The sequence below is a fragment of the Mycolicibacterium pulveris genome, assembly GCF_010725725.1.
In the GTDB taxonomy this organism is placed as follows: domain Bacteria; phylum Actinomycetota; class Actinomycetes; order Mycobacteriales; family Mycobacteriaceae; genus Mycobacterium; species Mycobacterium pulveris.
Genome location: NZ_AP022599.1, coordinates 217,732 through 240,560, shown reverse-complemented (window position 1 = coordinate 240,560; position 22,829 = coordinate 217,732). Strand labels below are relative to the sequence as shown.

Sequence of the window (22,829 nt, the reverse complement as noted above, 5' to 3'; positions counted from 1 at the left end):
ATCGCAGCATACTTTACAAAAATGCGCGCAAATGTCACGGTGTTCAGGTGGACTTCTCGCACGTGCAACTCTCCGACGAGGACCGGGCGTTCCGCGACGAGCTGCGTGATCTTCTGCGCAGCCTCGTGACCGACGACGTCATCCGCCGCGACCGCGAGACCGGTGAGAACTTCGACGAGGGCGTGCATCTGGCGCTCGGGGCGCGCGGCCTGCTGGCCGCGGACTTCAAAGCCGAGTCCGAAGGCGGCTTCAGCGCCGTGCGCCGGCGTATCTGGGAGTTGGAGATCGGGCGCGCGCACACCCCGTGGTACCACTGGGGCACCACGGCCATGGTCGCCCGGGCCGTCGAACAGTTCGGGTCGCAGGAACTGCGCGACGAGGTGATGCCGAAAGTGCTGTCCGGGCATTACCGGCTGTGCCTGGGCTACACCGAGCCAGAAGGCGGTTCGGACGTCGCGACCTGCAAGACGCGCGCGGTGCGGGAGGCCGACGGATCGAGCTGGATCATCAACGGCTCCAAGATGTTCACCTCCAACGCCCATAACGCGCAGTTCGTCTTCCTGATCACCAACACCGACCCGGACGCGCCCAAGCATCAGAGCCTGACCATGTTCCTGGTGCCCCTGGACACCCCGGGGGTGGAGATCCAGCCGTTGCGCACCGTCGACGGCGACCGCACCAACGTCACCTACTACAGCGACGTCCGGGTGCCCGACCACTATCGCATCGGCGAGGTCAACGGGGGCTGGGCGGTGCTGCGCGAAGCGCTCAACGCCGAGCACGGCACCGTCGAACGCGGCCCCGATGGCCTGCAGAAGCTGGCCACGATGAGCGAGCACCTGCTGCAGTTCGCCGAGGTGGTCGACAGGATCGCCGCGGTGGCCGGCCCCGACGACGCGGTGCGCTACCGTCTCGGCCGCGCGATCGCCCGGATGGAAGCGGCGGCGAGCACTCCGGAGATGTTCGGGCGGGTTGCGATCGCGCAGACGATGCGTGACGTATCACCGGATCTGATGGACATTCTCGGCGCCGCCGCGGCGCTGCCCGCCGACGTCGACGGCGCGGCCGACGACGGCGGAGCCGAGTACATGTTCCGGTTGGCCTGTCCCAACGGCATCTACGGCGGCACGCTGGAGGTGTTCCGCAACATGATCGCCCAGCACGCGCTGGGGCTGGGCCGCCCGAACTATTCGCCGCCGGCCAAGCGGCCCGCCTAAAGGTTCGCGATCACCTCATTGGCAAGCAGCTCCAACGTTTCGTCGGAGCCGCGGTCATGGGTGAACAGCACGATCTGGCCGAAGCCGAGATCCCGCAGCTGGTGCAGGCGGTCGACGATCGCGGGCGGCGTGCCGACCAGCCCGCCCTCCTTGAGCCCGAACGCCGGTAACCCGAAACGCTTTTCGGCCAGCCCACGCACCGACGGCAGCGACGCGTCGTCGGGCGCCAACGCCATCACCGCCTCGACCGAGAGCACGATCGTCGACGGATCGCGGCCGATTTTCTCGCAGATCACGCGCAACACCGAGGTCTTGTGTTCGAGTTCGCCGAGCGCATAGGTGGGCACGTTCCACACGTCGGCGTAGCGCGCCACCAACGGCAATGTGTACTTCTCGCCGACACCGCCCACGACGATCGGGGGCCGCGGCCGGCGCGTCGGACCGGGTTTGATCGGCATGTCCCGCACGGTGAAATGCCTACCGGCGAAGTCGATCACCTCGTTCGCGAACGCCTGATGCAGGATCTCCAGCGTCTCGCCGAGCCGCTCGGAGCGGTCGCGGAACGTCCCCCAGTCCAGCCCGACCCGGTTGTGCTCGTCCTCGATCGACCCGCTGCCGATGCCCAGCTGAAGCCGCCCCGCCGAGATGTGATCGAGCGTCGTCGCCATCTTGGCCAACACCGCCGGATGGCGAAACTGGTTGCACAGCACCATATGTCCGATGTCGATGCGCTCGGTGTGGGCCAGTAGCGCGGTCGCCAACGTCCAGGCCTCCAGCGACGGATAGTCGAGCACGCCGGGTCCGTAGAGGTGGTCGTAGAGCCACACCGAGTCGATGCCGAGCTGCTCGCACCGCCGGGTGCGGTGGACGATCTGCTCGTAGGTGAAGCCCATCTGGGGCAGATACACGCCGATCTCCGGCTTGCTCATGGACGCGGTTTCCCATCCTCTGGTCGCCTGCGTGGCGCGCGGGCTGTACATTCGGCTGCCCGCATGGTAACGACATTCTCACAAATCGAGAAGAATGTTCTGGAGCGGAGCACCTCTATGCGGTTCACGTTCACCCATCCGATGCACAGCCATCCCTACAACCCGGAGTTGGTGACTGGGTCGGGCATCGCCGCGGTCGCCGCCGCCGCCGAGAAGGCCGGCTTTTCCGGGTTCGGGTTCACCGACCACCCGGCGCCCACCGAGCGGTGGTTGCAGGCCGGTGGGCACGACGCCGTGGATCCGTTCGTGGCAATGGGTTTCGCCGCCGCCACGACGACGACACTGCGGCTGATCCCCAACATCGTGGTGTTGCCGTATCGCAACCCGTTCGTGGTGGCCAAGGCGGGCGCCACGCTGGACCTGCTGTCGCAGGGCCGGTTCACGCTCGCGGTCGGTGTGGGCTATCTCAAGCGGGAGTTTTCGGCGCTCGGGGTGGACTTCGACGAGCGCGCGGCGCTGTTCGAAGAGGCGTTGGAGGTCATCCGGGGCATCTGGACCACCGACGACTTCTCCTATCAGGGCCGCCACTTCACCGCCGAGGGCATCATCGCGCACCCGCGCCCGGTGACCGACCCGCACCCGCCGATCTGGATCGGTGGCAACACCGCGGCCGCGCGCAGGCGCGTCGTGAAGTTCGGTGACGGCTGGTGCCCGTTCGCCGCGCCGGCCATGCTGGCCAAGACGGCACGCACCGCGGAGATGGACGCGGACCGACTGGCCGCGGGCATCGACGACCTGCGTCGGCGTTTCGACGAGGCGGGCCGCGACTTCTCCGCGATCGACATCACGTTCACCAACCCCGAAGGCGGAACACCCGGCACCGACGGGTTCAACGCGGATGCCTACCTTTCCGGCCTGGAAAAGCTTGCCGCCCTAGGGGTCACCTGGATGCAGGTGGGCCTGCCCGGCGACAGCCTGGCCCATGTGCTCGACACCATCGAGGAGTTCGGCACGTCGGTGATCGGCAAGGCCTAAAGCGTCGAATCTGAGGTCAGGCACGCGATCTCACGCGAAAAGCGGACACGAGCTCAGATTCGGCGACCGAAGGTGGGCTGCGGAAGTTCGGCCAGCACCTCGACGCGCTCGGTGTCGAAGCTGAAAAACCCCTTGATGGGCAGGGTTTCGGGCAACGGATCGTCATAGCTCCAGGCCACATCGGCCACGACACGGTCGCCGGTCACCGCCGACCAGTAGGTGGCATGGCCCTTGTAGTTGCAGTAGCTCGTGGTGTCGGAGCGCTGCAGCAGGTCGGTGCGGACATGGGCCGGATCGACGTAAAGCCGGGTCTGCACCGCGGTCTCGAACACGATGACGGTGTCGGTGGTGTCCACGAGCGTGGCGTCGTCGACCGCGACACGCAGCCGGCGGTTGGTGGGCCGGCAGTCGACGCGGTGATAGGGATTGGGCGGGTAGTGGACGAGCCGGCGCCCTTCCTCGAGCCAGGTGTCGACGGCCTCCCACGGCACCCGCACGTAGCCGGGAGCCTCCGGAACGGGTTCGTGGGGCAGGTCGCCGACCTCGCCGACGGGAAACGCGTAGCTCAGCGGGTGGTCGCAGCGGTGCACCAGCAGCGCGCCCTCGGTGTCGATGACCACGCGGCCGTCGCGCACGCCCTGCACCCGCCGTGGGTGCGGCTCGACATAGACCACCTCGGGGATCGGGGGCGAGAACCATCCCGCGGGATCCCTGCTCAACGGGCCACGCCCGGCGACCAGACTCATGAAACCTACTCTCACAGCCTTTACAGATGGACGCAATAGTGTCACGCTCTATGCGTGCCGCGCGCTGGCCCGTCGACCGGCACTCGATGGACTGATCGGATAGGACAGACATGGCGACCCGACCCGTCACCGCACACCAGGATGCGCAGGAAGGCGCTGGGATCCTCAATCGGCCGCGACTCACGGTGCTCGCCGCGGACATGGTCGATCTGGTGTCGTCGACGGGTGGGTGGCTATACGACCGCGCTCGGGCCGGCTGGACCGTGCACGCGCTCGCCGACCGTTCTCCGGAGGTGCGGCCGCTGACGATCCTGGGCGCCACACCGGTTTTCGCGGACGCGACGTCGGTTCTGGAGACCACAGCCGGCGGCGCGCTCGCCGTCAGCGCCGAGCTGCTGCGCCGCGACGCGGGGTTGCGCGAACAAGTCCTGGGTCTGTGGAACACCGGGGCCGCCGAGGTGACGGTGTGGGGCAGAAGCTGGCCCGAGGAGCTGGGCCGTCGCGTCGAGCCCGAGCAGCATCGCTTGAGCGTGGCCGCGCGGGCGTTCAAGGCCCGTGCGCTGGTCGCCGCGCAGGCGGCACACCGGGACGTCGCGGCCACCGAGACCGTGTTCGACCTCGGGTCGGAAGCGTTTCGCCCGCTCTACCCCGTCTAGTGGATGTCTAGTGGATGTCTAGCGGATCCAGCCGCGGCGACGCAGCCACCAGTCACGCACCACCGCGATGATGATCAGCCCCGCGAACCCGATGAGGAACAGGTCCTCGACCCGACCGACGTGATTGCCATGCATCATGATCAGCAGAAACGCCGCCGCCAACAGCCCACCGATGTGGATGAACTTCGGATTCTCCTTCGACCAGCCCCACTCGGCCGACGGCACATCCTCGACGTCAACAGAGTTCGCGCCGGTGTGTCGCTCGAGCTCGGTGCTGGCCACGGCTGCTCCTTAACGGTCGGTCTTCGCTGCTGCCGACATTCTGGCATAGGCCTACTACGCGCCGCCGTAGGGTGAGTCCTCATGACATCCCAGTTCGACGGCAAGGTCGCGTTCATCACCGGCGCGGCGCGGGGCCAGGGCCGCGCGCATGCCGTCCGCTTCGCCGAAGAAGGGGCCGACATCATCGCGTTGGACCTGTGCGAGCAGGTCGACAGCGTCGGCTACCCGATGGCGACACCGGAGGACCTCGACGAGACCGTCAACCTCGTCGAGAAGACCGGGCGGCGCATCATCGCCGAGCACGGCGACGTGCGCGACTTCGACCGGCTGACCGAGGTCGTCGGCCGCGGCGTGGCCGAATTCGGCCGCGTCGACTTCGTTCTCGCCAACGCGGGCATCTTCCCGGCCATCGGGGACAAGCGCACCGAGATCGCGTCGTTCGTAGACGCCGTCGACATCATGCTCAAGGGCGTGTACTACACGATCGAGGCCGCGCTGCCCGCCATGCTGGGCCACGGCGACGGCGGGGTCATCGTGATCACCAGCTCGGCCGCGGCCTTCAAGTCGGTCAGCACCGGATTCGACACCATGAGCCACGGCGCCGCCGGCTACACCGCGGCCAAGCACGGCGTCGTCGGCCTGATGCGGCACTACGCGAATTCGCTGGCGACCAAGAATATTCGCGTCAACTCCGTGCACCCGGGCGGGGTGGCGACGCCGATGATCATCAACGAGGCCGCCGGCCGCTTCGTCGAGGAGCACGCCTCGTTCGGTGCCGCTCAGCAACCGTTGCTGCCAATTCCGCCGGTGGAGCCGGAGGCGATCAGCGATGCGATGGTCTATCTGTGCGGGGCGTCGGGCCGGTATTTGACCGGGGTGGCGCTGCCCGTCGACGGCGGGCAGACGGCGAGATGAGATAGGGAGAATCGGCGTGCAATTCTGGTCCGGCACTGCGTTCATGAAGACCTCCGAGATTCTGGCGCTGGCGCAGATGTTCGACGAGGCCGGTTACGACGGCATCGTCTGTTCGGATCACCTCATCTATCCGCGTGAGCTGTTCTCGCCGTACCCGGACTCGCCGACCGGAAAGCCGATGTGGGCGCCCGAGACCGCGTGGCCGGACTGCTGGGTGACGATCGGCGCGATGGCCGCGGTGACGCGTCGGATCCGGTTCTCCAACGCGGTCTACATCGCGCCCGCGCGGCCCCTGCTGGAGGTGGCCAAGCAGGTCGCCACCGCGTCGGTGCTCGCCGATGGCCGGGTGTCGCTGGCCGTCGGGGTCGGATGGATGCGCGAGGAGTACGACCTGATGGGTCAGGACTTCAGCACGCGCGGCGCGCGCCTGGACGAGATGATTCCGGCGCTGCGGGAACTGTGGCGCGGCGGCTGGGTGTCGTTTCGCGGCAAGCACTATCAGGTGCCCGAGATGATGATCGAGCCGCACCCGCCGGGACCGGTGCCGATCCTGTGTGGCGGGGAGTCCGAGGCGGCGCTGCGACGGGCCGCGCGGTTGTGCGACGGCTGGGTCGGCTACGCCTACGTGTTGGACGACGCCGCCGTCTACGCTCGCCGACTTTCGGAACTGCGGCGCGAATACGGCAGGGAGAACGAGCCTTTCGAGATCATCCTCGCGCTGCTCGACCCGCCGTCGCCGGATCTGTACAAGCGCGCCGAAGACCTCGGCATCACCGCGGTGATGTGTAGTCCGTGGGCGGGCCTGGACCTGCCGCCCGGAGACGTCGAGCGGTACCGCGGGCCGATCGAACAGTTCGCGGAGAACGTCATCCAAAAGGTGCGTGCGTGAGCTTCGAGGTCGACGAGGTCCGTGAACTGGTCGAGTGCCTGTACGGGGCGATCGACCGGCACGACTGGCGCACCCTCGAGGCATTGGTGTCGCCCCGGGTGGTCGTCGAGATCGGCAGCTCAGCGCCGATCGGATGGGACGCCTGGCTGCAACATCTGCGGGAGTTCGCCGAGGCGTTTCCCGACGGCCGCCACGTCATCGAGGAAGTGCTGGTCGACGGGTCACACGGGGTGTCACGGTGTCGTTTCGTCGGAACGCACCGCGGCGAGTTCCGCGGTATCGCGGCGACCGGCAACGAGGTGTCGGTCGCGGGCCTTCACATCGACCGCTTCCAGGGCGACATGCTGGTGGGGCACCGCGGCCAGCTCGATATGCACGGGCTGCTGCACCAGATCACACGAGCCTAGGTTTCGCCGGCGCGGCACAATGGATCGGTGAGCAACAGACAGCGGGTGCTGCTGCTGGGCAGTACCGGCTCGATCGGCACGCAGGCGCTGGAGGTCATCGCCGCCAACCCGGACCGCTTCGAGGTCGTCGGGCTGGCCGCGGGCGGCGGCAACCCCGAGCTGCTGGCCCGCCAGCGAGCCGAGACCGGTGTGACCAACATCGCCGTCGCCGACGTCGACGCGGCGCAGCGCGTCGGTGACGTCACCCACACCGGGCCGGACGCGGCAGCCCGGCTGGTGGAGAGCACCGAAGCCGACGTCGTGCTCAACGCGCTCGTCGGCGCCCTCGGGCTCAAGCCCACGCTCGCCGCCCTGGCCACCGGCGCCCGGCTCGCGCTGGCCAACAAGGAGTCGCTGGTCGCCGGCGGTCCGTTGGTGCTCAAGGCGGCCGAGCCCGGCCAGATCGTGCCCGTCGACTCCGAGCACTCGGCGATGGCGCAGTGCCTGCGCGGCGGCAGCCCCGACGAGGTCGCCAAGATCGTGCTCACCGCCTCGGGCGGCCCGTTCCGCGGGTGGACCGCCGAGCGGCTCGAGACCGCCACCCCCGAGCAGGCCGGCGCCCATCCCACCTGGTCGATGGGCCCGATGAACACGCTGAACTCGGCCTCGCTGGTGAACAAGGGCCTGGAACTGATCGAAACGCACCTGCTGTTCGGGGTGCCCTACGACCGCATCGAGGTGGTCGTGCACCCGCAGTCGATCGTGCACTCGATGGTGACGTTCACCGACGGCTCCACGCTGGCCCAGGCCAGCCCACCGGACATGAAGCTGCCGATCGCCCTGGCGCTGGGCTGGCCCGCGCGGGTGCCCGACGCGGCGCTGGCCTGCGACTTCACCACCGCGTCGCGGTGGGACTTCGAGCCGCTGGACGACGAGGTGTTTCCGGCCGTGCGGCTGGCCCGCCAGGCCGGCGCGACGGGCGGCTGCCTGACCGCGGTGTACAACGCCGCCAACGAAGAGGCGGCGGCGGCGTTTCTGGCAGGCCGGATCCCGTTCCCCGGCATCGTGCGCACCATCGAGCAGGTGCTGCGCGGTGCCGACGAATGGGCGGCCGAACCCGCTACCGTGGACGAGGTACTTGGCGCTCAACAGTGGGCGCGGGACCGGGCACGCAGTGCGGTCGAGCGGGAGGTTGTCGCCACCAGATGATGTTCGTGATTGGTGTCGTGCTGTTCGCGCTGGCCATCCTGGTTTCGGTGGCCCTGCACGAGTGTGGGCACATGTGGGTGGCGCGCGCGACCGGGATGAAGGTGCGCCGCTACTTCGTCGGCTTCGGCCCGACGTTGTGGTCGACGCGGCGGGCCAACAAGCTCGGCTCGACCGAGTACGGCGTCAAGGCGATCCCGCTCGGCGGGTTCTGCGACATCGCGGGCATGACCGCGGTGGAGGAACTGCAGCCCGACGAGCACGAGCGCGCGATGTACAAGCAGAAGACGTGGAAACGCACCGCGGTGCTCGCCGCGGGCCCCGCGATGAACTTCGCCATCGGCCTGGTCCTCATCTACGGCATCGCCGTCGTGTGGGGCCTGCCCAACCTGCATCCCCCCACCACCGCCGTCGTCGGTGAAACCGGTTGTGTGGCAGCCGAAGTCAACAAGGGTGAGCTCGGCGAGTGCACCGGCCCCGGACCGGCCGCGCTCGCGGGCATCAAGGGCGGCGACACCGTGGTCAAGGTCGGCGACACCCCGGTGGCCGACTTCGCGGAGATGGCCGCCGCGGTGCGCGAACGCATCGGGCCGACCGAGCTGACCGTGCAGCGCGAAGAGAACGGCCAGACCCGGGAGTTCACCACCGTCGTCGACGTCGCCCCGACCCAGCGCTGGACCGCCGACAGCGACACCGGCCCCTCGACCGTCGGCGCCATCGGCGTCAGCGCCGCCCAGTTCGGGCCGACCCAGCACAACCCGCTCTCGGCGATACCGGCGACGTTCGCGTTCAGCGGTGACCTGGCCGTCGAACTCGGCAAGTCGCTGGCCAAGATCCCGACCAAGGTCGGGGCGCTGATGCACTCCATCAGCGGCGGCGAACGCGACCCGGAAACCCCGATCAGCGTCGTCGGCGCCAGCATCATCGGCGGCGACACGGTCGACGCCGGGCTGTGGGTGGCGTTCTGGTTCTTCCTGGCGCAGCTGAACTTCGTGCTCGGTGCGATCAACCTCGTTCCGCTGCTGCCATTTGACGGCGGTCACATCGCGATCGCCGTCTACGAGAAGATCCGCAACATGATCCGGTCGGCGCGCGGCATGGTGGCCGCGGCGCCGGTGAACTACCTCAAGCTCATGCCCGCGACTTACGTAGTCTTGTTGGTGGTGGTCGGCTACATGCTGCTGACCGTGACCGCTGACCTGGTCAACCCGATCAGGCTCTTCCAGTAGGAGTAATTCGATGACAGTCGGGCTCGGCATGCCCGCACCCCCCGCGCCGACGTTGGCGCCGCGGCGCAAGACGCGCCAGCTGATGGTCGGCGACGTCGGCGTCGGCAGCGATCACCCGATCGCGGTGCAGTCGATGACGACGACCAAGACACACGACGTCAACGCGACCCTGCAGCAGATCGCCGAGTTGACCGCCACCGGCTGCGACATCGTCCGGGTGGCCTGCCCGCGTCAGGAAGACGCCGACGCGCTGTCCGAGATCGCCGCGCACAGCCAGATCCCGGTGATCGCCGACATCCACTTCCAGCCCAAGTACATCTTCGCCGCGATCGACGCCGGATGCGCTGCGGTGCGGGTGAACCCGGGCAACATCAAGGAGTTCGACGGCCGCGTCGGCGAGGTCGCCAAGGCGGCGGCCGCGGCGGGCATCCCGATCCGCATCGGCGTGAACGCCGGATCACTGGACAAGCGGTTCATGCAGAAGTACGGCAAGGCCACCCCCGAGGCGCTGGTCGAGTCCGCGCTGTGGGAGGCCTCGCTGTTCGAGGAACACGGCTTCGGCGACATCAAGATCAGCGTCAAGCACAACGATCCCGTCGTCATGGTCGAGGCCTACGAGCAACTGGCCGCCCAGTGCGACTACCCACTGCACCTGGGGGTGACCGAGGCCGGTCCGGCGTTTCAGGGCACGATCAAGTCCGCGGTGGCCTTCGGGGCGCTGTTGTCGCGCGGGATCGGTGACACGATCCGGGTTTCGCTTTCCGCGCCGCCGGCCGAAGAGGTCAAGGTCGGCAACCAGATCCTCGAGTCGCTGAACCTGCGGCCGCGTTCGCTGGAGATCGTGTCGTGCCCGTCGTGCGGGCGCGCACAGGTCGACGTCTACACGCTGGCCAACGAGGTGACCGCGGGCCTCGACGGCCTCGACGTGCCGCTGCGTGTGGCGGTGATGGGCTGCGTCGTCAACGGGCCCGGGGAGGCCCGTGAGGCCGACCTCGGCGTGGCATCCGGCAACGGCAAGGGCCAGATCTTCGTCAAGGGCGAAGTGATCAAGACGGTGCCCGAGGCGCAGATCGTCGAGACGCTGATCGAGGAGGCGATGCGGCTGGCCGCCGAACGCGGCGAGGGCGGCGGCGAAACATCTGCAAGCGGTTCGCCGATTGTCACCGTAAGCTGAAACGTGGCTTCGCCAGCGCAGCCACCCACCGTTGGGATTGGTTAGAAAGAGTCTCGATGTCGGCTCCGCCGCTTTTCCGTCTCGCCGACGAGCGACGGGTGTCGGTGGTGCGCGACGTCGGCGCGGTGATGCGGGTGCTCGAGGAGGATCCGGTCGGCTCCTGCATGGTCACCTCCCGCGTCGCCGAACACGGCGTCGAACCGTCGGCCATCGGCGGGGAACTGTGGACTCGGCGCAACGTGAGCGAATCCCTGTGTTTCGCCGGGGCCAACCTCATCCCGCTGCGCGGCCAGACCACCGACCTGGCGGCGTTCGCCGACAAGGCGATGAGCACCGCGCGGCGCTGTTCCTCGCTGGTGGGCCGGGCCGAGTTGGTGCTGCCGATGTGGCAGCGCCTCGAGCGAGCGTGGGGCGCCGCCCGGGACGTGCGTGAGCACCAGCCGTTGCTGGCGTTGAGCACGTCGCCGCGCTGTGCCACCGATCCGGCCGTGCGCCCGGTGCGCGCCGACGAACTCGACGCATACCTGGTGGCGGCCATCGACATGTTCATCGGCGAGGTCGGCATCGACCCGCGGATCGGCGACGGCGGTCGCGGCTACCGGCGCCGGGTGGCCGGACTGATCGCGGCCGGCCGGGCGTGGGCGCGCTTCGAGCGGGGCCAGGTGGTGTTCAAGGCCGAAGTCGGTTCGCAGTCACCGTCCGTCGGGCAGATCCAGGGCGTGTGGGTGCACCCCGACTACCGCGGCCGCGGGCTGGGCACGGCGGGCACCGCGACGCTGGCGTCGGCGATCGTGCGCAGCGGCCGCATCGCGAGCCTGTACGTCAACAGCTTCAACACCGTCGCCCGCGCGACGTATGCGCGCATCGGTTTCACCGAAGTCGGCACGTTCGCGACGGTTCTGCTCGACTGACGACGCCGGCCGGTCGTTACGCTCAGCCCATGACCGACGATGACCCGAGGGTGGCCCGCAGGGAGATCGCCGACGCGCTGATGCGCGCGCTCGAACACCGCCACGAGCTGCTCGACGTCGTCGTCGAGGCCGAGGATTACGACGCGGCCATCGAGGCGATCGCGGCTCATCTCGCCACGTCGACCATGGCCGCCGAAGCGGTGTTGCGGTTGTCCTTCGACCGGCTGACCAAGGTCGCGCGGCGCCGCATCGCCGCCGAACTCGAAGACCTGAACAATCAGCTCAGCTTCACGATGGGCGAGCCGGTCACCCCGGTGGACACCATGGTGCTGCGTCCGTTCCGGCCCGACGAGGACCGCGACGTGTTCGCGGCGCGCACCGCCGACGTCCAGGAGGCGGGCGACGGGTCGCGGGCGCCCGCCGGGGACCTCGACGAGGAGATCCGTGCCGGGCTGCGCCGCGTCGACGCCGAAGAGGCGGCCTGGCTGGTGGCCGTGCACGGCGCGCAGAAGGTCGGCATGGTCTTCGGCGACCTGGTGTCCGGCGAGGTCAACGTGCGTATCTGGATTCACCCCGACTTTCGCAAACGGGGGTACGGTACGGCCGCGCTGCGCAAGTCGCGCTCGGAGATGGCCGCGTACTTCCCGGCGGTGCCGCTGGTGGTTCGCGCCCCGGCCGCGGGGTCGTAACGCGCGTCGTCCTGGCGCCTGCGCGGCCTGGTTGGCCCGCGTCGGTCGCCGAGACCGACGCTGTGGCGCCTCTTCGTTCGCGAGTTCTGCGTGAGGGTTGTGCCCGCAGAAAAATCACGACCCTGGGGTAGATCTCGCGAGCTCTGCGGAGTTACGGCGGGAAAGAGCCTGCGCGCCTACCGGAGTTTTGAGTCTCAACTTCGTAACATCTGCCCCAATGGCAACTTCAGCATCACGAGTCGCGGGTCTGCTGGCGGTTGCGGCGCTGGTCGTCGCGCTCAACGCGTGCACCCCCAGGCCCAGCGGCCCCGAACCGACCGCCGAGAAGTTCCTCGCCGCGCTGTCCACCGGTGACACCGCGGCTGCCGCGGAGTTCAGCGACCGCCCCGCCGACGCGCGCCAGGCGCTCAACGAAGCGTGGGCCGGGCTGCAGGCCACCCACTTGGACGCGCAGATTTTGGGCTCCAAGTACACCGAGGACACCGGCAGCATCACCTACCGCTACACCTGGCACCTACCCAAGGACCGGACCTGGACCTATGACGGCCGGCTCAACATGGTCCGCGACGAAGGCCGCTGGAAGGTGCGCTGGAGCGCGACCGGGCTGCACCCGTCGCTCGGCGAGAACCAGACCTTCTCGCTGCGCGCCGACCAGCCGCCACGCGCAAAGGTCATCGAGCGCGGCGGCAGCGAAGTGCTCGTGCCCGGATATCGCTACAGCTACTCGCTGGACGCCAAGGCGGCCGGCGAGGCGTTGATGCCGACCGCACGCGCCGTCGCCGACGCGCTGCGCCCGTTCGACCACACCATGGACCCGCAGCGGCTCGCCGAGCTGGCCAGCTCATCGGAGAAGCCGCTGCACCTGATCATCCTGAACCAGGCCGACCACGACCGGATCTCGGGCGCGATCGCCGCACACCGCGGCGTGGTGATCACCCCGCAGGCGGCGTTGCTGCCCACCGACGACACCTTCGCACCGGCCATCATCAACCAGATCAAGACCGCGGTGGTCGACGAACTCGACGGGCAGCCCGGCTGGCGCGTGGTGACCGTCAACCAGAACGGCGTCGACGTCGACGTCCTCCATGAGGTGCCCGGCGAGCCGGCGCCGTCCATCAGGATCAGCATCGACCGGGCGGTGCAGAACGCCGCCCAGCAGTCCGTCAACACCACCGGCAAGCAGGCCATGATCGTGGCGATCAAGCCGTCCACCGGCGAGATCCTCGCGGTGGCGCAGAACGCGGCCGCCGACGCCGAGGGCCTGATCGCCACCACCGGGCTGTATCCACCCGGATCGACCTTCAAGATGGTCACCGCGGGCGCGGCCATCGAACGTGACATGGCCACGCCCAACACGCTGCTGCCGTGCCCGGGAACCATGGACATCGGGCATCGCACCATCCCCAACTACGGCGGCTTCGATCTGGGCACCGTGCCGATGTCGCGTGCGTTCGCAAGCTCGTGCAACACCACGTTCGCCGAGTTGGCCAGCCGCATGCCGCCGCGCGGGTTGACGAAGGCCGCGGCCAAATACGGCCTCGGCGCCGACTTCGAGATCGAGGGGCTCACCACCGTCACCGGCTCCGTGCCGCCGACGGTGAACCTGGCCGAACGCACCGAGGACGGCTTCGGCCAGGGCAAGGTGTTGGCCAGCCCGTTCGGCATGGCGCTCGCCGCGGCCACCGTCGCGGCGGGCAAAACCCCCGTGCCGCAACTGATCCAGGGTCGCCAGACCGTCGTGCACGGTGACCTGGAGCCGATCAGCGACAAGATCCTCGACGGTCTGCGGCCGATGATGCGGCTGGTGGTGACCAACGGCACCGCGGAAGGCCTGCAGGGCGCCGGTGACGTGCGCGGCAAGACCGGTGAGGCCGAGTTCGCCGGCGGATCGCATTCCTGGTTCGCCGGTTACCGCGGCGATCTGGCATTCGCCGCGCTGATCGTCGGCGGCGGATCCTCGGAGTACGCGGTGCGGATGCTCAAGGGGATGCTCGACGGACTGCCGCCGCACTATCAAGCCTGAGTAGCCTGTCGACAGGGCTATGACAGGGATCGATGACCACGCTTTCATGCGGGTGTCCGACGCGGACCGCAACGGCACGCTGCGGCGGCTGCACAACGCCGTCGCGCTGGGCCTGATCGACATCGACGAGTTCGAGGAGCGCTCGGCGGCGGTGTCGCGGGCACGTCTGCACAGCGACCTCGACGCGCTCGTCGACGACCTGCCGGGACCCGGGGCGATCGTCACCTCGGCCGCCGACCGGGTGGAGCTGCGCGGGGTGCTCGGCTCGCTCAAGCGCCAAGGCGAGTGGACGGTGCCCACCCGGCTGGCGCTGCACCGCCGGATGGGCTCCATCGACCTGGACCTGACCAGGGCACGGTTCGCCGGCCCGATGATCGTCGTCGAGCTCGACCTCAAGTTCGGCGGGCTGGACCTGCGGCTGCCCGACGGCGCCAGCGCGTCGATCGACGACGTCGAGGTGGTCGTCGGCAGCGCCCACGACCACCGCAAGGACGCACCCGCCGAGGGCCGGCCCCACGTCGTGCTCACCGGCAAGGTGGTGTGCGGATCGGTGGACATTCGCGGGCCACGCAAACCGTGGCGGTTCGGCCCGTTCGACCGTTAGCGCCGAAACAACTGCGAACCGATGCGCACCAACCGGTCCCAGCCGGCCGGGCGCCCGACCAGTTTGCCGATCAACGGCGCGGAGTCGAAGTACGAAACCCGTTCGGCGATCAGGCCACCGGTGAAGGTGAATCGGTCGACGGCGTCCCAGGAGATCGGCTTGCCGCCATAGGTGCCGCTCAAGGTGAACTCGATGAACACCTCGTGGCGGCCGTGCCCGACCCGGTGCACGTCGGCGTGCAGATCGGGCACCAGCGCGAACAGCCGCTGAAACGACTCCAGGCAGGCCTGCTTGCCGCGCAGGGTGCCCATCATCGGCTGGCGCAACACGATGTCGTCGCTCCACAACGCCTCGTGTTTGGCCAGGTCGGGCGTGCGCCAGGCCTCGGCGAAGCGCTCGGCGAACCGGGCCGTGAACTGGTCGTCTACCTCGTCGAACATCATCGCCACCGAATCTAGCCTGACGGGCCGACTATTCTGGCGTCATGCCTGTTCGCACCGCCCTTCGCCCCGGCGTGGTGTCACCACCGCGTCCGGTGCCCAAGCACATCGCCCGTCCGGAGTACGTGGGCAAGCCGACGGCGCAGGAGGGCAGCGAACCGTGGGTGCAGACGCCCGAGGTGATCGAGAAGATGCGCATCGCCGGCCGGATCGCGGCCGGCGCGCTCGCCGAGGCGGGCAAGGGCGTCGAGCCTGGGGTCACCACCGACGAACTGGACCGCATCGCCCACGAGTACATGGTCGATCACGGCGCCTACCCGTCGACGCTCGGCTACAAGGGCTACCCGAAGTCGTGCTGCACGTCGCTCAACGAGATCATCTGCCACGGCATCCCGGACTCCACCGTCATCGAGGACGGTGACATCGTCAACGTCGACGTCACCGCCTACATCCACGGGGTGCACGGCGACACCAACGCCACCTTCCTGGCCGGCAACGTCTCCGAGGAACACCGGCTGCTGGTCGAACGCACCCGCGAGGCCATGATGCGCGCCATCAAGGCGGTCAAGCCGGGCCGGCAGCTGTCGATCGTCGGCCGGGTCATCGAGTCGTATGCAAACCGGTTCGGCTACAACGTGGTTCGCGACTTCACCGGTCACGGCATCGGCACCACGTTTCACAACGGGCTGGTGGTGTTGCACTACGACCAGCCGGCCGTGGAGACCGTGCTGGAACCCGGGATGACGTTCACCATCGAGCCGATGATCAACCTCGGCGGGCTGGATTTCGAGATCTGGGACGACGACTGGACCGTCGCCACCAAGGACAAGAAGTGGACCGCACAGTTCGAGCACACCCTCGTGGTCACCGACGACGGCGCCGAAATCCTCACCGAGCTGTGACCGCCTTCCCGCGAGCAGACGCGAAAACCCCCTCGGACCCCTCAATTTGGGGGTTTTCACGTCTGCTCGCGCGGGCCCGGCTCGCCCCGGGAACATGAGCGGCGCGTTGCTGGTGGCCGGCACCACGTCCGACGCGGGCAAGTCGATGCTGGTGGCGGGTCTGTGCCGGCTGCTGGCCCGCAAGGGGATTCGGGTGGCGCCGTTCAAGGCGCAGAACATGTCCAACAACTCGGCGGTCACCGTCGACGGCGGGGAGATCGGGCGGGCCCAGGCGGTGCAGGCCCGCGCCGCCGGACTGGCCCCGCACACCCGGTTCAACCCGATCCTGCTCAAGCCGGGCAGCGACCGCACCTCACAATTGGTGGTGCGCGGTCAGGTGAGCGACACCGTGCGCGCCGCGGACTACTTCACCCACCGGAAACGCCTCGCGGCCGTCGTGGCCGACGAACTGCAGCGGTTGCGAGCCGAATTCGACGTCGTCCTCTGCGAAGGCGCCGGCTCACCGGCCGAAATCAACCTGCGTGCAACGGATCTGGCAAATATGGGGCTGGCCAGGGCGGCGAACCTGCCGGTCGTCGTGGTCGGAGACATCGACCGCGGCGGGCTGTTGGCGCACCTGTACGGCACGGTCGCGGTGCTCGACGCCGACGACCAGCGGCTCGTCGCCGGGTTCGTGGTCAACAAGTTCCGCGGCGACCCGTCGCTGCTGGCGCCGGGCCTGAATCAGTTGCAGCAGTTGACCGGTCGGCCGACCTACGGCGTTGTTCCATATGCCGACGGGCTGTGGCTGGACACCGAGGACTCCGTCTCGGCGCTGGCGCGGCGGGTGCTCGGGGATCCGCAGACACCGCACGGCTCGCAGTGGCTGCGGGTGGCCGCGATCCGGTTGCCGCGCATCTCCAACTCCACCGACGTCGAGGCGCTGGCGTGCGAGCCGGGGGTGCTGGTCCGCTGGGTCGCCGAGCCTGCCGAACTGGCCGACGCCGACGTCGTCGTGCTTCCCGGCAGCAAGGCCACCGTCACAGACCTGGACTGGCTGCGCCGACGCGGCCTGGCCGAACGCATCCGTGCGCACGCCGACGCCGGGAAGCCGGTGCTCGGGGTGTGCGGGGGCTTTCAGATGCTGTGTCGCCGAATCGACGACTCCGTGGAGTCCGGGACCGGCACCACCACCGGGTTGGGGTTGCTCGACGCCGATATCGTGTTCGCCCCCGACAAGACCCTGCGCCACCACGAGTCGCCGCTGCACGGCTACGAGATCCACCACGGCCAACTCAGCCGCTGCGGCGACGACGACTGGCGAATCGGCGCCACCGCCGTCGGCGTCCGCCGCGCGACGGTGTTCGGCACCCACTGGCACGGGTTGATGGACAACAACGACGTTCGGCGGGAATGGCTTTCGGAGGCGGCGACCGCCGCGGGCCGGACCGGTTTCGTGGTCGCCGACGACGTCGATGTCCCCGCACGTCGCGACGGCCAACTCGATGTGATGGCCGACCTGCTGGCCGCCCATCTCGACATCGACGCGGTGCTGGACCTTCTCGACAGTGGTCCGCCGCCGCGACCGACGATCACCACAGGGTTGACACGGTGAGGCGCCGCTATGCCGGGGTGGCGGTGCTCGTCGCGACGTTGTGCGGGTGCACGCACCAGATTGCAGGCACGGCGACCTGGCCCGGCGCCCTGCTGAACAAGGTGGTGCTGACGGCCGGCGACCTTCCGGCCGGCGTGCAGTACGAGCGCACCGGCGAGGGCGCCGGCGAACCCGAGGGTGGTCTCACCGCGCCCGCCATGGTGTCCAAACCCGCGGGCTGCTCCGACGGGCTCACCCGGGTGATCGCCGACGCCGGTGAGCGCGGCCCGGCCGCGGAGTACCTCGTCGGCTACGACGGCGCCCGGATGGTCATCACGGTGCTCACCTGGCCCCTCGATTTGGATCGGTTGGCCGCGACCGCCGACCGCTGCGCCCACTTCGAGACGTTCTTCGACCCGTCCTCTCCTGGCATCCCGATCACCACCACCCGGCTGGCGACGCCACGCGAGCACGCCCTGGTGTATCAGCAGACGATGCGGTTGGGCGACACCGACAACACCGCCTACTTCTCCTTCGAGAACGTCGGCTCGATGGCGGTTTTCGGGGTCGCATTTCCCACCCCGAACCCCACGGTCGCGGTCAAAGGTTCGCTGCCGCAAACTTTTCTGGATCTCACGGCCAAACAGGCCGAGCGCATCGAGTCGGCGTGAACCCGGCCGTCGCTGATGTCAAAACCTACCCGTCGCCGAGCCACCCGCGCTAGCGTGGCCCAGTGCCGTCTTCCATGGTCACCGTCGACGGGTTCAGCGTGCCCGTTGAGGTCGCCGGGCCCGACAAGGGCTCGGTCGTCCTCCTGTTGTGCGCCGCGCACCACGCGCCGGCGACGTACGGGGCGGTGTGTCAGCGGTTGCACACCGCGTCGCTGCGGACCATCGCCGTCGGCGCCGACCCGCGGCTGACGGCCAAATCGGTGATCGGCATCCTCGACGCGCTAGAGGTGAAGTGGGCGCTGTTGGTGGGGGACCGCATCGGCGCCGAGCTGGCCTGGGAGCTGGCCGCCACCCGGCTGGACCGGTTCATCGGGCTGGTGGTGATCGACCGTGGCCACCCGTGCGTCGCGGACGTGTCCGGGGTGGTGCGCGACGCGCACTGCCCGCCGGTGGAGCTCAACACCACCGCGCTGGTCAGCTCGTCGGCCGCGCGCACGGTCGCCAGGGCCAGCCAGCGCTACGTGTACGGCGACTACCGGATGGTCGACCTGCTGGCCCGGCGCAACGCGGAGGACTCGACCGCGCAGCTGGCCGCCGAGATCGTGATGCGCTCCAGCACCTGGTAGCGCTCAGGGCGTCGGGGACTCTTCGGGCGTCCACGCCGACGGCAGGGCCGGGCTGCCCGGAAACAGGAAGTCGACGAAAGCCTTTGCGGTGGGCTGCGGCTCGTGGTTGGCCAGGCCCGGGCGTTCGTTGGCCTCGATGAACACGTAATCCGGTTTGGTCACGTCGGGCACGAGCAGATCGACCCCGGTGACCGGGATGCCGATCGCGTCGGCGGCCTTGACCGCCACCTCGCACAGGTGCGGGTGAACCTTGGCCGTGACGTCGTGGATGGTGCCGCCCTGATGCAGGTTGGCGGTCCGGCGCACCCGCAGCCGATATCCCTCGGGCAGAACGTCGTCGAACGACCACCCGGCCTCCCGCACCGTGGTTTCGGTGATGTCGTCGATCGGGATGCGGGATTCACCGCCGGTGGCGGCGGCGCGACGGCGGCTCTGCGCCTCGATCAGTTCGCGGATGGTGTGGTGGCCGGTGCCCAGGATCTCGGCGGGCATGCGCAGCGCGGCGGCCACCACCTTGCCGTCGATGACCACCAGCCGCAGATCGTCGCCGGGCGCGCGCTGCTCGATCAGCACCTCGGGATGCTGTTCGCGGGCGCGCGCCAGCGCGGCTTCCAACTCCTCAGGGCTGTCGATGCCGACGGTGATGCCCTTGCCCTGCTCACCGCGGGTGGGCTTGACCACGACGTCGCCGACCTCCTCGAGGAACGCGTGGTCTTGTTCGTCGAAGGTGGCCAGCCGTCCCCGCGGGACGATGATCCCGGCGTCCGACACGATGCGGCGGGTGAGCCGCTTGTCGTCGCATCGCGCCATCGCCACCGCGGAAGTGAACTCCGACAAGGACTCTCGTGTGACGACCGTGCGTCCGCCATGCGACAGCCGCATCTCACCGGCCTCGGCGTCGAGCACCTCCACCCAGATACCGCGCCGCATCGCCTCGTCGGCGATGATCCGCGCGTAGGGGTTGAGGTCGTCGACGGTCTCCGGCGGATGGGTGAACAGCGGTTCGTTGATCGCGTTCTTGCGTTTGACCGCCATGACCGGCACGCGTTCGAAGCCCAGCTTCTCGTACAGCGAGATCGCGGCGAGGTTGTCGTGGGCCACCGACAGGTCCATGTAGGCCCGGCCGCGGTCGCGATACAGCTTGGCCAAGGCACCGGTCAGCGCGGCGCCGACGCCGGGAAGGCTGGAGGTCGGGTCGACGGCCAGCGTCCACAGGCTCGAGCCGTTCTCCGGGTCGGAGAACAACCGCTCGTGGTCGACGCCGGTGACCGTGCCGACCACCGACCCGTCGTCGTCGCGCACGGCGAGCAGATAGTCGACCGCGTGGTGGTGCAGGTGGTTGTTCCAGATGACGTCGACGCGTGCGGGCACCATGCCGCACTGCACGTAGACCCGGTTCATCTCGTCGGCGTCCTCGATGCTTTCCGGCTCGCGCAGGCTGAACCCGTTGGTGGCGGGTTCAGGCGGGTCGACGTCGGTGAAACGCAACCGGTAGGTGTGGCTGGGGTCGATGAACAGCTCGGCGGGCGCCTTCGCGATGAGCACATGCGGCTCGCGGGCGTAGATGCAGATGTCGCGTCTGCCGGGACCTTCCTGACGCAAGACCTCGGCGAGCTTTTCGGGGTCGGCGAAAGTTTGCCCGAAAACCAATCGTCCCCAACCCATTTCGACCACGACATCGTCGGCCATGGCGTCGACCAGGTGTTGCGGCGAGGCGTCGTGCAGGCCGAGCGTGATGGCTTCGGTGTGGTCCTCGGACGGATGCGCCGTCATGCCGCGGCCCCGTTGATGCCGTGCTTCTGCAGCCAGAGCTCCAGCAGGGCGATCTGCCACAGCTCGTTACCGCGCAACGGGGTCAGCCGCCCGTTGGGGTCGGCGAGCAACCGGTCGACGGCCTCGGGCCGGAACAGGCCCCGCTCTTTGGCGGCAGGGGCGTACAGCGCGTCGCGGATCAGATCCAGATAGGGCCCCTCGAGATGGGTCAGCGCGGGCACCGGGAAGTAACCCTTGGGCCGGTCGATGACCTCGGCGGGAATCACCCGCCGGGCGGCCTGCTTGAGCACGCCCTTGCCGCCGTGCGCGACCTTGAGCTCGGGTGGGCAGCTGGCGGCGAGCTCGACGAGCTCGTGGTCCAGGAACGGCACCCGGCCCTCCAGCCCCCACGCCATGGTCATGTTGTCGACGCGCTTGACCGGGTCGTCGACCAGCATCACCGTGGTGTCCAGCCGCAGAGCCCGGTCGATGCCGGTCTCGGCGCCCTCGCGGGCGAAGTGCCGGGTGACGAACTCCCCGCTGGGGTCGCCCTCGGCGAGAAAGGCCGGTGTCACCAGGCTGGCCACGCCGCTGGGGTCGCGGTCGAAGAACGCCTTGCGGTAGCTGTCCACCGAGCCCTGCAGCGGCGCGGCCTCGGGTTCGCCCATCGGCGGATACCAGTGGTAGCCGGCGAACACCTCGTCGGCGCCCTGCCCGGACTGCACGACCTTCACGTGCTTGGCGACCTCCTGCGACAGGAGATAGAACGCCACGCAGTCGTGGCTGACCATCGGTTCGCTCATGGCGCCGATCGCGCCGTCGAGCGCGGGCAGCATCCGCGCGGTGTCGATGCGGATCTGATGGTGGTCGGTGTCAAAACGCTTGGCGATGACGTCGGAGTAACGGAATTCGTCACCCTTGACCCCGCCCACCGATTCGAACCCGATGGAGAACGTGTTGAGCCCGTGTTGGCCGGCCTCTGACAGCAACCCGACGATGAGGCTGGAGTCCACGCCGCCCGACAACAGGCATCCGACCGGGACGTCGGCGACCAGGCGCCGGTCCACCGCGATGCGCAGCGACTCCAAAACCGCGTCCTCCCAGTCGCGTTCGGACCAGTCGGCCCTGTCGCTGCGCCGGGTGAAGTCGGGCGCCCAGTACGTCTTCGTGGTCTTCTTGGCGCCGCCGTTGCCGTCGGGTTCGATCGCCACGAGTGAGGCGGGCGGAACCTTGGTCACGCCGCGCAGAATCGTGTGTGGCGGCGGCACCACGGAGTGGAAGCTCAGGTAGTGGTGCAGCGCGACGGGGTCGATCCGGGTGTCTATCGAGTTGTCCCTGTCGCCGCCGGCCAGCAACGCGGGCAGCGCCGACGCGAAGCGGATGCGTTTCGAGTTCTCGGTCAGGTACAGCGGTTTGATGCCCAGCCGGTCGCGGCCCAGCAGCACCCGGTCGCCGTCGCGTTCGACGATCGCGAACGCGAACATGCCCTGGAGGCGCTCGACGAAGCGGTCACCCCAGTGGTGGTAGGCCTTGAGCAGCACCTCGGTGTCGCTGTGCGAGAAGAAGCGATAGCCGTGCTCGCTGAGCTCGCGGCGCAGCTGCTTGTAGTTGTAGATGCAGCCGTTCCAGGCGATGGCGAGCCCCAGCTCGGCATCGACCATCGGCTGACCACCGGCCGCCGACAGGTCGATGATCTTCAGCCGGCGATGGCCGAGCGCCACCCGCCCCTGCGACCACGCGCCCGCCGCGTCTGGACCCCGGGGCGCCATCGCCTGGGCCATAGCCGAGACGGCAGCGATGTCGGGTGTCTGGCCGTCGAGACGTACCTCGCCGGTGGCTCCGCACACGTATTCGACCCTACCCGTTTGACGCGGGTGTGAACCTCCCGGCGGCGCACCAGTGTGACGATCCGTACGTCGAGATCGACGTATTGGCGGGATCTACTCGCACTTTTCCGCCCGTTTGTCCCTTTGG

At 68.8% G+C, this 22,829-nt stretch carries 23 protein-coding genes; 17 read left to right on the top strand and 6 right to left on the bottom strand.

The window, feature by feature from the left end:
* Positions 1-47: 47 nt before the first annotated feature.
* The gene (locus tag G6N28_RS01415) at positions 48-1,217 is read left to right on the top strand and encodes an acyl-CoA dehydrogenase family protein (RefSeq protein ID WP_163896701.1); all 1,170 of its coding nucleotides are present in this window, start codon (positions 48-50) and stop codon (positions 1,215-1,217) included.
* Here the strand turns inward: G6N28_RS01415 and G6N28_RS01410 are convergent.
* Positions 1,214-2,146 carry an LLM class flavin-dependent oxidoreductase gene (locus G6N28_RS01410; RefSeq protein WP_163896700.1) on the bottom strand — a complete coding sequence of 311 codons (933 nt, stop codon included), beginning with the start codon at positions 2,144-2,146 and terminating at the stop codon, positions 1,214-1,216. The genes G6N28_RS01415 and G6N28_RS01410 overlap by 4 nt on opposite strands.
* Before the next feature lie 117 nt (positions 2,147-2,263).
* On the opposite strand from G6N28_RS01410, the gene G6N28_RS01405 reads away from it, so the two are divergent.
* Positions 2,264-3,181 (top strand): LLM class F420-dependent oxidoreductase, encoded by a 918-nt coding sequence (locus tag G6N28_RS01405; protein WP_163896699.1) that lies wholly within the window; start codon positions 2,264-2,266, stop codon positions 3,179-3,181.
* A gap of 53 nt (positions 3,182-3,234) precedes the next feature.
* Here G6N28_RS01405 and G6N28_RS01400 read toward each other — a convergent pair whose 3' ends face one another.
* The gene (locus G6N28_RS01400; protein WP_163896698.1) at positions 3,235-3,927 is read right to left on the bottom strand and encodes a DUF427 domain-containing protein; all 693 of its coding nucleotides are present in this window, start codon (positions 3,925-3,927) and stop codon (positions 3,235-3,237) included.
* A gap of 110 nt (positions 3,928-4,037) precedes the next feature.
* Here G6N28_RS01400 and G6N28_RS01395 point away from each other — a divergent pair, with 110 nt between their 5' ends.
* Positions 4,038-4,583 (top strand): hypothetical protein, encoded by a 546-nt coding sequence (locus G6N28_RS01395; RefSeq protein WP_163896697.1) that lies wholly within the window; start codon positions 4,038-4,040, stop codon positions 4,581-4,583.
* An 18-nt stretch (positions 4,584-4,601) separates the two neighbouring features.
* On the opposite strand, the gene G6N28_RS01390 is transcribed toward G6N28_RS01395, so the two are convergent.
* Positions 4,602-4,865 (bottom strand): DUF2631 domain-containing protein, encoded by a 264-nt coding sequence (locus G6N28_RS01390; RefSeq protein WP_163896696.1) that lies wholly within the window; start codon positions 4,863-4,865, stop codon positions 4,602-4,604.
* Between the two features lie 81 nt (positions 4,866-4,946).
* Here G6N28_RS01390 and G6N28_RS01385 point away from each other — a divergent pair, with 81 nt between their 5' ends.
* The 10 genes from G6N28_RS01385 to G6N28_RS01340 all read left to right on the top strand — a co-directional run bounded on the left by G6N28_RS01385 (position 4,947) and on the right by G6N28_RS01340 (position 14,891).
* Positions 4,947-5,780: a mycofactocin-coupled SDR family oxidoreductase gene (locus G6N28_RS01385; protein WP_163896695.1), complete on the top strand. Its 834-nt coding sequence runs from the start codon at positions 4,947-4,949 to the stop codon at positions 5,778-5,780.
* A gap of 16 nt (positions 5,781-5,796) precedes the next feature.
* On the top strand, positions 5,797-6,669 hold the full coding sequence (locus tag G6N28_RS01380) for a TIGR03619 family F420-dependent LLM class oxidoreductase (RefSeq protein ID WP_163896694.1): 873 nt from the start codon (positions 5,797-5,799) through the stop codon (positions 6,667-6,669).
* The gene (locus tag G6N28_RS01375) at positions 6,666-7,076 is read left to right on the top strand and encodes an ester cyclase (RefSeq protein ID WP_163896693.1); all 411 of its coding nucleotides are present in this window, start codon (positions 6,666-6,668) and stop codon (positions 7,074-7,076) included. Before G6N28_RS01380 ends, G6N28_RS01375 begins: the two co-directional genes overlap by 4 nt.
* 27 nt (positions 7,077-7,103) lie before the next feature.
* Complete coding sequence (gene dxr, locus G6N28_RS01370; protein ID WP_163896692.1) at positions 7,104-8,264, top strand: 1-deoxy-D-xylulose-5-phosphate reductoisomerase; 1,161 nt, start codon at positions 7,104-7,106, stop codon at positions 8,262-8,264.
* Positions 8,261-9,490 (top strand): M50 family metallopeptidase, encoded by a 1,230-nt coding sequence (locus G6N28_RS01365; RefSeq protein WP_163896691.1) that lies wholly within the window; start codon positions 8,261-8,263, stop codon positions 9,488-9,490. Before dxr ends, G6N28_RS01365 begins: the two co-directional genes overlap by 4 nt.
* A 10-nt stretch (positions 9,491-9,500) precedes the next feature.
* A complete protein-coding gene (ispG, locus tag G6N28_RS01360) occupies positions 9,501-10,664 on the top strand; it encodes a flavodoxin-dependent (E)-4-hydroxy-3-methylbut-2-enyl-diphosphate synthase (protein ID WP_163896690.1) in 1,164 nt (387 codons plus the stop codon).
* Between the two features lie 56 nt (positions 10,665-10,720).
* A complete protein-coding gene (locus G6N28_RS01355) occupies positions 10,721-11,575 on the top strand; it encodes a GNAT family N-acetyltransferase (RefSeq protein ID WP_163896689.1) in 855 nt (284 codons plus the stop codon).
* Between the two features lie 29 nt (positions 11,576-11,604).
* Complete coding sequence (locus tag G6N28_RS01350; protein WP_163896688.1) at positions 11,605-12,264, top strand: GNAT family N-acetyltransferase; 660 nt, start codon at positions 11,605-11,607, stop codon at positions 12,262-12,264.
* A 217-nt stretch (positions 12,265-12,481) separates the two neighbouring features.
* Positions 12,482-14,287, top strand: coding sequence for a penicillin-binding transpeptidase domain-containing protein (locus tag G6N28_RS01345; protein ID WP_163896687.1), 1,806 nt, complete (start codon positions 12,482-12,484; stop codon positions 14,285-14,287).
* A 19-nt stretch (positions 14,288-14,306) separates the two neighbouring features.
* Positions 14,307-14,891 (top strand): DUF1707 SHOCT-like domain-containing protein, encoded by a 585-nt coding sequence (locus G6N28_RS01340; protein WP_163896686.1) that lies wholly within the window; start codon positions 14,307-14,309, stop codon positions 14,889-14,891.
* On the opposite strand, the gene G6N28_RS01335 is transcribed toward G6N28_RS01340, so the two are convergent.
* The gene (locus G6N28_RS01335; protein WP_235674709.1) at positions 14,888-15,334 is read right to left on the bottom strand and encodes a nuclear transport factor 2 family protein; all 447 of its coding nucleotides are present in this window, start codon (positions 15,332-15,334) and stop codon (positions 14,888-14,890) included. The genes G6N28_RS01340 and G6N28_RS01335 overlap by 4 nt on opposite strands.
* Before the next feature lie 41 nt (positions 15,335-15,375).
* On the opposite strand from G6N28_RS01335, the gene map reads away from it, so the two are divergent.
* The 4 genes from map to G6N28_RS01315 all read left to right on the top strand — a co-directional run bounded on the left by map (position 15,376) and on the right by G6N28_RS01315 (position 19,103).
* Positions 15,376-16,233, top strand: a complete 858-nt coding sequence (map, locus tag G6N28_RS01330) for a type I methionyl aminopeptidase (RefSeq protein WP_163896684.1) — start codon at positions 15,376-15,378, stop codon at positions 16,231-16,233.
* Positions 16,234-16,327: 94 nt separating this feature from the next.
* Positions 16,328-17,827: a cobyric acid synthase gene (locus G6N28_RS01325; protein WP_163896683.1), complete on the top strand. Its 1,500-nt coding sequence runs from the start codon at positions 16,328-16,330 to the stop codon at positions 17,825-17,827.
* On the top strand, positions 17,824-18,477 hold the full coding sequence (locus tag G6N28_RS01320; protein WP_163896682.1) for a hypothetical protein: 654 nt from the start codon (positions 17,824-17,826) through the stop codon (positions 18,475-18,477). The genes G6N28_RS01325 and G6N28_RS01320 overlap by 4 nt, the downstream gene beginning before the upstream one ends.
* Positions 18,478-18,551: 74 nt before the next feature.
* On the top strand, positions 18,552-19,103 hold the full coding sequence (locus G6N28_RS01315) for an alpha/beta fold hydrolase (protein ID WP_276001524.1): 552 nt from the start codon (positions 18,552-18,554) through the stop codon (positions 19,101-19,103).
* Positions 19,104-19,106: 3 nt separating this feature from the next.
* Here G6N28_RS01315 and ngg read toward each other — a convergent pair whose 3' ends face one another.
* Positions 19,107-20,876 carry an N-acetylglutaminylglutamine synthetase gene (gene ngg, locus G6N28_RS01310; protein ID WP_163896680.1) on the bottom strand — a complete coding sequence of 590 codons (1,770 nt, stop codon included), beginning with the start codon at positions 20,874-20,876 and terminating at the stop codon, positions 19,107-19,109.
* Complete coding sequence (locus G6N28_RS01305) at positions 20,873-22,702, bottom strand: N-acetylglutaminylglutamine amidotransferase (protein ID WP_163896679.1); 1,830 nt, start codon at positions 22,700-22,702, stop codon at positions 20,873-20,875. Before G6N28_RS01305 ends, ngg begins: the two co-directional genes overlap by 4 nt.
* Positions 22,703-22,829: the final 127 nt, after the last annotated feature.

Excerpts from the sequence above, each read along its gene's own strand:
- G6N28_RS01410 (WP_163896700.1), bottom strand. The coding sequence starts at position 2,146 with ATGAGCAAGCCGGAGATCGGCGTGTATCTGCCCCAGATGGGCTTCACC.
- G6N28_RS01405 (WP_163896699.1), top strand. The coding sequence starts at position 2,264 with ATGCGGTTCACGTTCACCCATCCGATGCACAGCCATCCCTACAACCCG.
- G6N28_RS01400 (WP_163896698.1), bottom strand. The coding sequence starts at position 3,927 with ATGAGTCTGGTCGCCGGGCGTGGCCCGTTGAGCAGGGATCCCGCGGGA.
- G6N28_RS01395 (WP_163896697.1), top strand. The coding sequence starts at position 4,038 with ATGGCGACCCGACCCGTCACCGCACACCAGGATGCGCAGGAAGGCGCT.
- G6N28_RS01385 (WP_163896695.1), top strand. The coding sequence starts at position 4,947 with ATGACATCCCAGTTCGACGGCAAGGTCGCGTTCATCACCGGCGCGGCG.
- G6N28_RS01365 (WP_163896691.1), top strand. The coding sequence starts at position 8,261 with ATGATGTTCGTGATTGGTGTCGTGCTGTTCGCGCTGGCCATCCTGGTT.
- ispG (WP_163896690.1), top strand. The coding sequence starts at position 9,501 with ATGACAGTCGGGCTCGGCATGCCCGCACCCCCCGCGCCGACGTTGGCG.
- G6N28_RS01355 (WP_163896689.1), top strand. The coding sequence starts at position 10,721 with ATGTCGGCTCCGCCGCTTTTCCGTCTCGCCGACGAGCGACGGGTGTCG.
- G6N28_RS01350 (WP_163896688.1), top strand. The coding sequence starts at position 11,605 with ATGACCGACGATGACCCGAGGGTGGCCCGCAGGGAGATCGCCGACGCG.
- G6N28_RS01345 (WP_163896687.1), top strand. The coding sequence starts at position 12,482 with ATGGCAACTTCAGCATCACGAGTCGCGGGTCTGCTGGCGGTTGCGGCG.
- G6N28_RS01340 (WP_163896686.1), top strand. The coding sequence starts at position 14,307 with ATGACAGGGATCGATGACCACGCTTTCATGCGGGTGTCCGACGCGGAC.
- G6N28_RS01335 (WP_235674709.1), bottom strand. The coding sequence starts at position 15,334 with ATGATGTTCGACGAGGTAGACGACCAGTTCACGGCCCGGTTCGCCGAG.
- map (WP_163896684.1), top strand. The coding sequence starts at position 15,376 with ATGCCTGTTCGCACCGCCCTTCGCCCCGGCGTGGTGTCACCACCGCGT.
- G6N28_RS01325 (WP_163896683.1), top strand. The coding sequence starts at position 16,328 with ATGAGCGGCGCGTTGCTGGTGGCCGGCACCACGTCCGACGCGGGCAAG.
- G6N28_RS01315 (WP_276001524.1), top strand. The coding sequence starts at position 18,552 with ATGGTCACCGTCGACGGGTTCAGCGTGCCCGTTGAGGTCGCCGGGCCC.
- ngg (WP_163896680.1), bottom strand. The coding sequence starts at position 20,876 with ATGACGGCGCATCCGTCCGAGGACCACACCGAAGCCATCACGCTCGGC.